11 protein-coding genes are annotated in these 12702 nt (G+C 56.4%); 2 read left to right on the top strand and 9 right to left on the bottom strand.

The window, feature by feature from the left end:
• From MGN01_RS23955 to MGN01_RS20580, 8 genes are all read right to left on the bottom strand, one after another.
• The coding region (locus tag MGN01_RS23955; protein ID WP_147048964.1) for a CoA transferase at window positions 1-82 on the bottom strand (82 nt) is incomplete at its 3' end.
• A 14-nt stretch (window positions 83-96) separates the two neighbouring features.
• Complete coding sequence (locus MGN01_RS20610; protein ID WP_147048712.1) at window positions 97-1188, bottom strand: Rossmann-fold NAD(P)-binding domain-containing protein; 1092 nt, start codon at window positions 1186-1188, stop codon at window positions 97-99.
• Between the two features lie 102 nt (window positions 1189-1290).
• The gene (glcF, locus tag MGN01_RS20605) at window positions 1291-2598 is read right to left on the bottom strand and encodes a glycolate oxidase subunit GlcF (RefSeq protein WP_147048711.1); all 1308 of its coding nucleotides are present in this window, start codon (window positions 2596-2598) and stop codon (window positions 1291-1293) included.
• A gap of 2 nt (window positions 2599-2600) precedes the next feature.
• The gene (gene glcE / locus MGN01_RS20600; protein WP_147048710.1) at window positions 2601-3800 is read right to left on the bottom strand and encodes a glycolate oxidase subunit GlcE; all 1200 of its coding nucleotides are present in this window, start codon (window positions 3798-3800) and stop codon (window positions 2601-2603) included.
• Window positions 3801-3811: 11 nt separating this feature from the next.
• Complete coding sequence (locus tag MGN01_RS20595) at window positions 3812-5242, bottom strand: FAD-linked oxidase C-terminal domain-containing protein (protein WP_147048709.1); 1431 nt, start codon at window positions 5240-5242, stop codon at window positions 3812-3814.
• The gene (locus tag MGN01_RS20590; RefSeq protein ID WP_147048708.1) at window positions 5239-5772 is read right to left on the bottom strand and encodes a gamma carbonic anhydrase family protein; all 534 of its coding nucleotides are present in this window, start codon (window positions 5770-5772) and stop codon (window positions 5239-5241) included. Before MGN01_RS20590 ends, MGN01_RS20595 begins: the two co-directional genes overlap by 4 nt.
• 74 nt (window positions 5773-5846) lie before the next feature.
• Window positions 5847-7271, bottom strand: a complete 1425-nt coding sequence (locus MGN01_RS20585) for a sodium:solute symporter family protein (protein ID WP_147048707.1) — start codon at window positions 7269-7271, stop codon at window positions 5847-5849.
• A 200-nt stretch (window positions 7272-7471) separates the two neighbouring features.
• Window positions 7472-9085 (bottom strand): FAD-binding oxidoreductase, encoded by a 1614-nt coding sequence (locus MGN01_RS20580; RefSeq protein ID WP_147048706.1) that lies wholly within the window; start codon window positions 9083-9085, stop codon window positions 7472-7474.
• A gap of 320 nt (window positions 9086-9405) precedes the next feature.
• Here MGN01_RS20580 and MGN01_RS20575 point away from each other — a divergent pair, with 320 nt between their 5' ends.
• Window positions 9406-10440, top strand: a complete 1035-nt coding sequence (locus tag MGN01_RS20575) for a LacI family DNA-binding transcriptional regulator (protein ID WP_147048705.1) — start codon at window positions 9406-9408, stop codon at window positions 10438-10440.
• Window positions 10441-10482: 42 nt separating this feature from the next.
• Here MGN01_RS20575 and MGN01_RS20570 read toward each other — a convergent pair whose 3' ends face one another.
• Window positions 10483-11202 (bottom strand): FadR/GntR family transcriptional regulator, encoded by a 720-nt coding sequence (locus MGN01_RS20570; protein ID WP_147048704.1) that lies wholly within the window; start codon window positions 11200-11202, stop codon window positions 10483-10485.
• 217 nt (window positions 11203-11419) lie between these two features.
• On the opposite strand from MGN01_RS20570, the gene MGN01_RS20565 reads away from it, so the two are divergent.
• Window positions 11420-12694 (top strand): CaiB/BaiF CoA transferase family protein, encoded by a 1275-nt coding sequence (locus MGN01_RS20565; protein WP_147048713.1) that lies wholly within the window; start codon window positions 11420-11422, stop codon window positions 12692-12694.
• Window positions 12695-12702 lie beyond the last annotated feature (8 nt).

Raw genomic sequence — 12702 nt, 5'->3', positions numbered from 1 at the left:
AGGCAAGGAGCTGCGTGCAGGCAGGACCAGCCTGGACGTGGGTGAAATCGATGATCTTGATGCCTTCTAGCGGCTGGGTCATGGTGTGTACTCCCCTCAAGCTGTTTTGATCTGGTGCGACGACTGGGCCGCCCGATTGATCTCGAGCCGGTGGTTCACAGCATTGACGGTCTCGTCGACCAACCCGTGCCTCATGCCGAGTTGCGAAGCGATCTTTTGAACGAGCAGATCTACCCGCTCGATATGCGGCGCTCCCGCAAACAAAGCACGTGCTGCTGACGATGGTTTTGAAAGACCTTGAGCCGCGGCAGCGTATTTTTCGAAGGGCACGAGATCATCCGGAGACGCACCCAAGGTTACGCAGACCTTCTGCACCCAGGTGTAAACTGCTTGAGATGCTTGAATGTCCGAATGTACGGCTTCTCTGATTGCGCGAGTTCCGTTTGCTAGGACACAACGGTAGTTTCCCGTCAGCAACATCGCCCACTTAGCGGTCGGAACGAACAGAGAGTCGTGAACCTTAAGCTTCACCGGGATTTCGACGCTCTCCTCGCCAAGACCGAAACGAGCGCTCTCGATGTCTCGTTGAAGGGTCCGCAACAGGGCCGTATCGCCCGGACGTGCGAACGCGGCGGCCTTGAAGTTCGTCGGCAATGTGACCTGGAGAACGTTCAATCCGTCCTCTGGAGGTCTGAATGCCTGCGGGTCGGGACTGCACAACGTCATCATGTCGGGATCGAAAGTGTCCCATACCGCTGACGAGGCGAAACACTCGTTCAACGCATCGGCGTCGACACCGACCATCCTGCGCAGAAAAGTCTTCGGAGGCATATTCATGATCGACATCATAGGCAGCCGCCGGGTCGCGATATCGAACATCAAGTTGCGAAGGCTTTCGGCAGCATACTGAGGTTCTTGCATCGCAAGCACGACTAGATCTGTCGTATCAATATTCACGTCGGCCGGACTCGCGCCGACAATTGAGCCACCGAGAGCTTTCGATCTGACCTCAACCATTTCAGACCGATTTCGAAGTGGAAATCGAACGGTGGTTCCAAAATCGTTGATCAGCGCAGCCTCGTGCGGCAAGCAGATTATAGTCACGGCATGGCCCGCCATCGCCAACTTCGTGGCCATCAACGACCCATAGGAGGCCCCAAGTATAAGAATATTGAGAGGATCATGCATGTTTTGCTCCTATTTCTGGCACTTATTCCCATTCGGCCGACGCGCTTTTTCCAGCTGTCGGCCGCCGTCCGAAGTCGTTAGGACTTCGAAAGCTTTGAGCGATCAGGATCTTGGGGGCTGTATGCCCTCGAGCTCAGGCGGGGAGGGGCCGCCCGTTGCCCAATCAAGCAATTCTATGGTGTGTACTACGGGAATATCGGTACCAGTCTCCAGATGAACGGCACACCCAACATTTCCAGTCGCGATTACTTGGGGTTTGATCTTTGCGATGTTCGCGAGCTTCCTATCGCGAAGCTTACCAGCTATTTCCGGCTGAAGAAGATTGTAGGTGCCTGCGGATCCGCAGCAGATGTGACCTTCGGGAATGTCCCAGACATCGAAGCCGGCTTCTCCGAGAAGAGCCTTGGGTTCGGTACGAATCTGCTGTCCGTGCTGCATCGAGCAAGCAGAATGGTAGGCGACCTTGATTCCGCTTCGGGTTTTGAATTCCAGCTGACCGAAGGACGCCAGAAACTCTGTGATATCCTTCGCGATCGCGGACACGCGCGCAGCCTTGCCGGCGTATTCCGGATCATGCCGCAGCATGAATCCGTAATCCTTGATCGTCGTTCCGCATCCGGAGGCAGTGATGAGAATGACCTCGAGTCCACGATCCATCTCCGCGATCCAGGCATCGACGTTGTTCCTGGCAAAACGCAGTGCGTCATGTTCCCGGCCCAGATGATGAACCAGCGCCCCGCAGCAGCTCTCGCCTGCGATTTCGACGACCTCGATCTCGTGTCTCGCGAGCAGTCTTTTGGCTGCCGCATTGTAGGAGGGCCGTAGTACCGTTTGCGCGCACCCCTGAAGGATAGCGACACGTCGTTGAGCCTTTACCGGCTTCTCAATCCGCTCCGCCGATCTGGGAAGCCGCTCGGGAACGAGCGCGACCATTGTCGCGAGTCGGTTTCCGACTTTCGGCAATCGCTTCAACACACTGACGAGCGGATATACTGCGCGCGCCAGAGGCAGCACGGCCCGCATACGTGCCGGGAACGGCAGTATCTTCGCGAGCATCAGCCGGAAAAAACGGTCCGCCAGCGGTCGATCATAGTTCTTCTCTATATAGCTTCTCGCATGGTCGACAAGGTGCATGTAGTTCACGCCGGAGGGGCAAGTCGACATGCAGGAGAGGCACGAAAGACAACGATCGACATGCTTGACGACCGCGGCTGTGGGCTTCGCGTTATCCTCAAGCATCGATTTGATGAGATAGATTCTGCCTCTAGGACTATCTAGTTCGTCCCCGAGTAACAGGTAGGTTGGGCACGTCGCGGTGCAAAACCCACAGTGAACACAAGTGCGCAGAACCTTTTCCGACGACTGCATCACCGGATTGGCCAATTGTTCTATGGCGAAATTAGTCTGCATATTCAGATCCGATCGTACATCAGAAACGGGTTCAGGATCTTCGACGGATCAAATGCTTTCTTGAGATTGTTCGTGATCGCCATGACCGGAGCTGACAATGGGTGAAACACCGGAACTTGACGCCTCAACTCTTCGGGCGCCCTAAACAGAGTGGCATGTCCGCCGAAGGTGCCGACGGCGGAACGTATTGGTCCGGAGTCGACGTCAGCCTGTATCGGCAGCGCCAACCATAGTAGGCCGCCCGACCAGTCGTAGAACCAGCGCGCGCCAGTTCGATTGTTGACGTTAGCTGTCTCGATAACGTCAACCGCCCGATCCGGAGGCACAGACAGCCGCCAGACTACGTCATCAGGCCGCAGTTGCAGAGGACCGAGTTCACGGACCGAAGTCCAGATGCTCAATGACGCTTCGGTATCGACGACCGAAATGCTGCCGAATTCGGCTACAACCTTCCTCAGACGTTCGGCTCTCGCCTCGACAGACGCAGCAGACCCTTCGATCCTGATGAGTGTTTCGCTGTTTCCTCTCGACGAGAAAGGAACATGGGCTGCCCCGCTTACATCGTAGGGCGATCCCATTGCCGAGGTGAGAACGTTCACGCCACCCCGGTCGGAAAGGCCGACCAGCCTCAAGGTTGCCGTCGCCCGCTGGCGGGGGAGAACCTTGAACGCCACCTCCGTGATAAAACCCAGCGTGCCCCACGAACCCGCCATCAGCTTCACAAGATCGAGGCCGGTGACGTTCTTCATCACGCGCCCACCAGTCTTAACGATCTCGCCACGGCCGTTGACGAAGCGGATCCCGAGAAGGCAATCGCGCGCGGCTCCAGCAGATATCCGCCGCGGCCCCGACAGGTTCATTGCTGCGAGAGCACCAATCGTAGAGCCGCCTCGACCGCCGTACAGACCTTCATATGAAGGCGGTTCAAAGGGCAGCTCCTGCCCATGGCGAGCAAGCAAAGCCCGAATGTCTTCGACAGGTGTGCCGGAAAGGGCTCGAACGACGAGTTCGCTGGGTTCGTACAGCGTGATGCCACTCATCCCGGACGAGGACAAAACCGTCTGGGCCGATACCGGCCGACCGATCCACGACTTCGTACCGCCGCCCTCCAGTCGCAGAGCGACCCGCCTGGAAGCGGCGTCTCCAATGATGGCTGCAGCATCCTGCTCGCTGGATGGCCTATGAATCACAAAGTTATTCATCCGGCGGCGCTCTACGCGGCAATTCTAGCGGTCAATGGAAAGACCTTTGCTGGATTCAGGAGCCACGCCGGGTCGAAGGCCGCTCGAGCGCGCATTTGTTGATTGAGATCAACTGCGGAATACTGGAAGTGCATCAGATCACGCTTCTCGATGCCGACGCCGTGTTCGCCGGTAAGGCACCCGCCGACTTCAACACAGAGCTTGAGGAGTTCTTCGCCTGCCGCTTCGGCCTTCTCCATTTCGCCTGGCTGGTTGATATCGAACAAGATGAGTGGATGAAGATTTCCATCGCCAGCATGAAACACATTCGCCACCCTCAACCCGTAGCTTGCAATTATTTCGCTGGTGCGGCGCAACACATAGGGCAACTGTGTCGTCGGGATCGTCCCGTCCATGCAAATGTAGTCCGAGATGCGCCCGGTCGCCCCGAATGTAGCCTTCCGGCCTTTCCAGATAGCATTTCGCTCGACTGAGTTCTGTGCGACGCGAACGTTACGCGGTCCGTGTTTGGATGCGCTATTGATTATTTCGCGAAGAGTCGCGTCGTTTTCCTCTTCGGTCCCTTCGACTTCGACGATAAGCATGGCTTCTACATCGAGTGGATAGCCGGCCTTTGCGTAGTTCTCGGAAATCTGAATGGCGGTCCGATCCATGTATTCCAGCGCCACCGGAATGATGCCCGCGGCAATAATCTCGGCGACGGCGGCGCCAGCAGCTTCCGCTGAATCGAAGCCCATCAGTGCTGCCCGAACCTGTTCCGCCGCTCGAACGATGCGAACGGTCGCTTCGGTGACGATGCCGAGCTGGCCCTCGGATCCGCAAACCAGTCCCAGAAGATCGTATCCGGCTGCGTCCAGGTGCTCGCCACCAATATCTAAAACCGTACCATCGATAAGGACCATTTTGACGCCGAGCAGATTATTGGTCGTTACGCCATATTTCAGGCAATGAGCTCCTCCGGAATTCATCCCGATATTTCCCCCGATGCTGCAAGCCAATTGGCTAGATGGATCGGGTGCATAGAAAAATCCGTCCGACCCTACAGCATCGCTTATCGAAAGATTTGTCATGCCCGCCTGGACGCGCGCGGTCCTGTTCCGATAGTTCACATCGAGCAACCGGCTCATCTTCGACAGTCCGACCACGATCGCATCTTCCTGCGGAATTGCGCCGCCAGCCAAAGACGTCCCGGCGCCTCGGGCGACAACCTTGACCCCGTATCGGTTGCAGTACGCCAAGACAGCAGCAACCTCCTCCGTCTTTGTCGGCAAGGCTACGGCCAATGGAACTCGACGATATGCAGTCAACGCGTCGGTGTCGTACGCCTTCAGTTCTTCCTTCGTATGAATGAGCGACTCGCCGGGGAGCAACGCGGCGAGATCTTGAATGATGTCAAGGCGACGATCTATGATCTCTTTGTTCGGACTTGGGAATTGGATCATGACTCCACATCCACTGGCGTGAGTTCATCTCGAAACTGTGCCGCTCGCATAACGTAATGTCGGGCGTTCAATACCATCCACTCGACTTCCTCGTCCTTCAACTGCCGAACGACTTTTCCAGGCGCTCCGAGGATCAGCGATCGAGCGGGATAAGTCTTGCCTTCGGGAATGACACTTCCAGCGCCAACGATACTTGAGCTACCGATCACCGCACCGTTGAGGATAGTCGCGTGTATGCCGATCAGGCTGCCTTCTCCGATGGTGCATCCGTGAAGGACAGCGGCGTGCCCTATGGTGACATTCTCGCCTACATCGAGCGGATGCTCGCCATCGACGTGAAGGACAGCGCCGTCCTGGATGTTCGATCCTCTGCGGATGGTGATGCGGTCGTTGTCGCCGCGAAGTACGGCACTCGGCCAGACGCTGACGCCTGCTTCCAACCGTACTTGGCCGATCACAGCGGCGCTCGGTGCCACATAAGTATTTGGGTCGATGTCTGGGCTAATATTACCCAGTCGATATATGGTCATCCGATGCTCCAACTACTAACGGGCCGACGGACGGCGGTTCGTCGTGGTCCAGAGACAAACCGCGCCGCCACACATCAAGCGTCGCCCTGTCCAACGGGAGACGAAGGGATTACCGAGCTAGTCCTGAAGAAAACTCGCGACACTGTAGCATCGCAAACCATCACAATCGCCGGTGTAGCAAAGGCTACGTAGATATTGTCTATTCCGAACGGATCTCCCAGCAAATACCAACCCGTAGTACTTAACGCCGAAGCAAGAAGACCTGTCGTTGCGCCACGATTGCTCCCGAAGAGGGGTAGATAGAAGGCAAATATTGCAACAACCGCGATCGATAGTCTGAGAGCTCGTGTGAAGAACGATAGATGGAGGACTTCTGGCGCGAAGAAAACGAAGATTAACGGTATGAAGCCGATCGGAATGGACACCAGGCGGGACATCTGCAACTCGGACGTCGAGGATGGCTTGAAGATCGGGACATAGAAGTCGCGTACGATTAAAGCCGATATTCCCAGAGCAATACTACTAACACCCACCAGAACTGACGCAACTATGGAAACCGTTACTATTCCGGTCAAGTAAGGAGACATATGACTAAGGAATACGGGAAAGGCGAATAGACTTTTCATTTCAGGAAAGAGAAACTTAGCCGACACGCCGATCAGACCGAGCGCAATGCTGATCGGAACGCAGAGAGCTCCAGCAATGAATGTCGACTTCCGCACTTCTTCAGGACCTTTGAGCGAAGAAATGGCTTGAATGATGTATTGCGTGGAAAAAATTGCGCCGATATTTGCCACAGTCCAAGCAAAAATTGTCGTTAAACCAATTTTTCCGTCCCATGTAAAATAATAAGATGGCAGCGTTTCCATCATCGGTTTGATGCCGCCGGACATATAAAGTGCAACACCAGTAACGATCATGACGCCGATGTATTTTATTGACGTATGAACGACGGAGACGTAGGCGGCACTCTTCAAGCCGCCGACCATGCAATAGGCGGTACTCACTCCCGCAATGAGGAACGCGGCGACTGGCATCGACAGATGCAGAACTTTAGAGAGAGCTGCTGCTCCGCTTACGTAGTAGGCTACATTCACGAGTAGCAGAGCGTAGATCATGATTAACGAGACGGTCAGTTGGGTCGACCGACCGTATCTTTTAGCTATCGCTGCTGAGATCGTGTATTCGCCCGACGTATAAAGTTTCCGTCCAAGAAATATTCCAAAAAGAGGAAAGCCAATGGCTACGCTCAGCACTGCCCATGATGCGGCCATTCCGGACTCGAAGGCGGTTTGCGCGGCGCCCACCGTAGACTTCGGTCCGATGAATTCTGACATCAGCAAGATACCGATAACTACCGCCGGCACCGAGCGAGCCGCCGTCATGAAGTCGGAGTTTGTTTTCGATCGAAAGTGGAACGTCAGACACGTTGTGATCGCCATGTAGACGACGACCATTGTAACGACGATGAATATACTTTGCGTATCGGTGGCATTCATCACCCTTCTCCTCCCGTCGTCAGTACGCGCCCTGGCTGAGCTTGTCCGTATTGGCGGATTGATGGGACGTATCGACTCCCTGGGCAGTAATAAAGGCCCATATATTTCAGCTAGCACTCTTCGGCGCGTTGGACTGAATTGGCTTGAACCGTTTTTCGTCTGTTGAGATCGGAGACTTGCGTCCCCGATCTTGAGGCCAATCACGAAGGATCGAAGAGGACACCCGGATTCAGAATCGCGCGGGGATCGAAGATGTCCTTTGCCGCTTTCATTGCGGAGCAGAATAGCTCAGGGCGTTCTTTATCGTACCAGGGGCGATGATCGCGGCCGAGAGCGTGGTGATGCGTTACCGTCCCGCCGGCATCCACCATGGCGGATTCGGCGATCTTCTTGATCGCTATGTACTGCTCGGGGATGCGATCCTTGTCGCCATACGCGAACCAAGTGAAGTATGGAGCCGGACCGTCGGGATAGATGTGCGTAAACCGGCAGGTCACGCTCCCAGGTCGACCAGTGACCTCCCTAATGGCTCGATGCGTCTCGGCCTTTACATGCTCGCGAAGCTGAGCGAAGCGCTCCCAGGTGATGCAAGTCTCCATCGTCTCGCGCATCACACCACGTGCGATGGCATATTCGCGGAGGTAGGGGCCCCGTAGGAATTTGTCGCGCCAACTCTTAGCGGCCGCGTCTGCGTTCACATCCCCGCTCAGTACCTCCGCATCCCAGTTGCCTCCGTGATCACCGCAGATCTCGAGCGCCCGGTTCATCCACACGTCGACGGGATGATCGGCCGATTCGAAGCCGAGCACGAGAATGTCGTACGTTCCATCGCTCGATCCGGTGTAGGCAGCCTCTTCACGTTCAACGAGCCGGGCGCTCGCAGGGTAGAGATTGGCCTGTGAGATGACGCGCGTTGCTTCAACAGCCCTGTCGTATTCGGTGAACTTTACGCTGACCATCTGACGGTGTGTCGGACGCTTGTGCAGGCGAACCCATGCCTCGGTGATGATGCCGAGAGCGCCCTCGGAACCGAGAAAGAGGCGGTCCGGGTTTGGGCCGGAGCCGGAAACGGGGAAACGGCGCGACTCGATGTTACCAGCGGGGGTGACGACCTTCAGACTTTGCACATGGTCGTCGATTTGGGTGTAGACGGTTGCGTAGTGGCCGGCTGCCCGAGTGGCGATCCAGCCGCCAAGCGAAGAGAATTCCCACGCCTGCAAGAAGAAGCGCATGGTCAAGCCGCTTGGCTTCAGTTGGCGCTCGAGACTAGGACCGAGCACGCCAGCCTGGATCCGTGCTGACTGGGAGGTTCGGTCAATCTCAAGGACCTGATCGAAATACTTCATGTCGACGGAAACGACGCCGCGATAGCGGTCGTGCGTCGGCGGATTAACGCCACCGACGACACTCGTGCCGCCGCCGTAAGGGACCAGCGCCAGACAGTCGTTCTCGCACCAACGGTAGAGTGCAACGATGTCGTCTTCGGTACGCGGATAGGCCACAGCGTCCGGCGGGTTTCTGAACTCGCCGCGCACCGAGTAGGCCACGTCGACCGTTCCAGCTCCATACGTGTGGTAGAGACGGTCGTGCTTGTCCGCCGTACAGACGCCTTCGAGCGACGCAGGGATCCTGACCCTGGGATCGCGGATCTTAACGCTGTCGACGGTAGGGAAAGGACGAGCGCTGAAGTCGCTGACGCCGAGAAGGGCGGTCCAAGATTTCTCGAACTCGGCAACCTCGGCCTGCGAGACCACGTCGTTCTCGTAACCCCAACCATAAAACTTCCTGCGACGATCGGTCGTTGTGGCGTCCATGAACCCCATCTCCCTGCAGACTTTCTCCGATGACAACGTTTGCAACGACTGGCAAAAAAAAAGCAGAACGCTTTTCCCGGCAAAGATTTAGGCATCTTGCAAACGATGTTATGAACGATGATGCCAAAAATTCCATCTGAGTCAATGGCGCCACGAACAATCCTGCCGATTGCCGAGGCCGGTCGATTAGCGACAGGTCCCTGCTGCAGAAGTTCGCCGTTCGTGTTCAGCAACGTCAGGAATGTTGCGCGTGAAAGCACTTAGCGCGTAGCAGTGACTGGCGGAGCTAGACCGCATAGCGCCGTTCGAGGACCGATAACGTGGTCAAAAAAAAAATCAGTTTGAAGCAAGTGGCAGCTTTGGCAGGGGTCTCGATCTCGACTGTGTCGCGGGCCGTTGCAAAGCCTAATTCTCTGCACTCCGACACCTTGAAAAAGGTTCAGGACGCTATCGCTTCGCTTGACTACGTACCGTTTGCTCCCGCGCGCGTGTTGCGTTCGGGCCGGACTCTTACGATCGGGATCGTAGCGCCAACCATCCTGAATGAGCTCTATGCAGTTGCGATCGACACGCTAGAGAGCCAATTTGAGCAACTCGGTTATACTGTCCTGCTAACCTGCCATAGAGGCGGGCATCAGGCTGAAATGCGCATCATGCGCGCGCTGATCGAACGGGGTGTTGATGGACTTGCCGTGATCGGATCTAGCCACCATCACGACGTCTTTTCTTTACTGCAGCGTCAAGCCGTGCCGTATGTTTTGATGTGGGCGACGGACCGTAGCGGCATCCATCCGACCGTCGGTTACGATCAGAAGCTCGCGATGACGAAGATCGCAGATCACCTCGTCGGCCTAGGGCACATGAAGTTCGCGGTCCTCCCCGGCCCCCTCGAAGGGCACAAGCTGTCGGAGGAACGGCTGGCCGGAACGCGAGAAGGACTTGCCAACCACGGCATTCCCTCGGCCTCGCTCAAGATTTACGCCACCGCATTCGAACCCGATCACGTCCGCAAGGCGGTCCGCGAACTCCTCGCTGCCCGAACTGGCGTGACGGCTATCGTCGCCGGCAATGACATGATCGCCGCGGCGGCCGTGGCGGAGTGCCGGCGCCAGGGCCTCGAATGCCCGAAGCAAATCTCGATCACGGGGTTCGGTGACTGGGGCCTAGCGCGTCTGATGTCACCCGCCTTGACCACCATCCATTCCGATGCGGTCCGTATCGGGCACCTGACCTCCGAGAACCTCCTGTCTCAGATGAAGGGCGTCTCCATCGATACTCTGCAGATCGAGTTCGAGCCGGAACTGGTCGTCAGGGAAAGTACCGGGCCAGCTGTCGAACCACTCCGAACGCCTTGACTTAAATCTGGCCCCGCTGGCGTATGCAGCCTCTAAGATAAATTATAGCGGACCTTCGATCGACGTTCCGAGCAAGATCTGCCAAGCTTCCACCGCCTGGGAAAGATGCTCGCTCATTCGCAGCTCGGCTTCGTCAGATTGCATGTTCTCGATAGCATTGAATATCATACGATGATCGTCGTAGGCTCTTAGACCCCGAGATTGTTCTGAGAAATAGATCCGTCGACGCTGTCGCGACATTTCATAAAACGATTTCACAAGTCGCAGTAGTATATCGTTTTTAGTTGCCGCGAAGACTGCCATATGAAATGCCTCGTCTTCTGCTTCGATGGTATGTAGCGCGTCCAGCCGGTCTCTCGTCTTGCTCAAGATGTCGCGGATCGTACGTATGTCTTCAGGCGCTCTCCTCGCCGAAGCCAATCTCACCGCCTGAACCTCAAGCATACGCCGCACCTCAAAGACATTGGCGATCTCGCTGGCCGTGAAGGGGATTCCCGAGTCGGCTTGCCAAATAAGGGCTTCAATGCTCCGTTCTCCGGAACTGCGAAGATAGATCCCGGAATTCGGTCGTCTTTCAATGACCCGCATGACCTCGAGCGCGGCGAGAGCTTCGCGGATCGCAGCACGGCTGCTTCCAAACTTTTCGGCGAAGTCTCGCTCCGATGGAAGCCGCTCCGATTGTTCGTAGCGCCGCTCTCGGATGAACCCGAGGATCTTTGCGATCGTCGCCGAGCGGAACTCCTGTCCCTCTTCCCGTTCCAACGTACTAGCTTCCCCGCCACGACATTCGCCCGGGATCTAGCCAAAGGCGCATTGCCCGGTCGAGCGGTTGACAGCCGCCGACACCTCTTTCGCGCGAAATTGTAACACGCCAGGCGCGCATGCCGGTTTGACCGATCTGGTCCTACCAATTACGGTTCGGGAAGGATTGGTCGAGTTGACGGGCCGGTCCGCCCAAATTGAACATCAGGAAACTGCTATGCCTGGTCCGCTGGTTGGCTACCGCGTCCTTGATCTCTCGAGGATACTTGCTGGTCCGTGGGTCGGTCAGCTCCTGTCCGATTTCGGCGCTGAAGTTTGGAAGATCGAGCGGCCGGGTACCGGTGACGATACTCGGCAATGGGGTCCTCCCTACCTGAGGCGCGACGACGAGAGCGATACGACTGAAAGCGCCTATTTTCTTAGTGCTAACCGAGGAAAACGATCCGTCTGCGTCGACATCTCTACTCCGGAAGGCAGCCGTATCGTTCGCGAACTTGCGCGACGTGCAGACGTCCTGGTCGAAAACTTCAAGGTCGGCGACATGAAGCGCTATGGCCTGGATTATGAGAGCTTGAGGGGCATCAATCCGCAAATCGTCTACTGCTCGATCACAGGATACGGTCAGACCGGCCCTATGAAGGACGTGCCAGGTTACGACATGGCCATTCAGGCCATTGGTGGCTTGATGAGCCTTACTGGTGAAAGTGACGAAAGGCCTGGGGGCGGGCCGCAAAAGGTCGGCGTGCCAATCGTCGACATCTTGACCGGCATGTACAGCACGACGGCGATCATCGCAGCACTACTGCACGGCTCGAAGACTGGGATCGGACAGCATATCGATATGTCTCTCCTCGATGTACAGGTCGGCGTACTTGCAAACCAGAATTTAAATTATCTTACAACAGGACTTCCTCCCAAGCGTTACGGCAATGCTCATCCCAATATAGCCCCATATCAAGTCTTCGTCACCAAAGACGGCTCCATGGTTCTTGCTGTCGGAAACGACAACCAGTTCCGAAAGTTCTGCACAGCAGCCGGCATTTCCGAGCTATCGTTTGATGTTCGGTTCCGGACGAATACCGATAGAATCAAAAACCGCGGAGCGCTCGTAAGCTTACTCGAAAGCTGCTTCGCAGCTCGGACCACGGACTGGTGGCTTTCCGTTCTAGAGCCCATCGGGGTGCCCTGCGCGCCGATTAATACGCTCGACAAGGTCTTTTCACATCCGCAAGTGCAACACCGGAAACTTCAGATCGACCTCCCACATGCGTCCGGTGCGACCGCGCCGCTTGTCGCTAACCCGGTAAAATTTTCGAACACTACAATCGAGTACACAACAAGTCCTCCTTTGCGCGGGGAGGGAACAGCGGAAATCCTTCGATCGGTTCTGGGATACAGTTTCGAAGACGTTCAGCGCTTGAGCGAAGCCGGAGTCGTCGAGATTGGGGACGCCCAATTTCAGCAGACGGAGCGGGTCGCCGCCGTCGGTTGAGGGCGCCT

Source organism: Methylobacterium gnaphalii (genome assembly GCF_007992215.1).
Taxonomy (GTDB): Bacteria; Pseudomonadota; Alphaproteobacteria; order Rhizobiales; family Beijerinckiaceae; genus Methylobacterium; species Methylobacterium gnaphalii.
The sequence above is the reverse complement of the archived record's forward strand: the minus strand, read 5'-3'. Positions and strand labels throughout refer to the sequence as shown.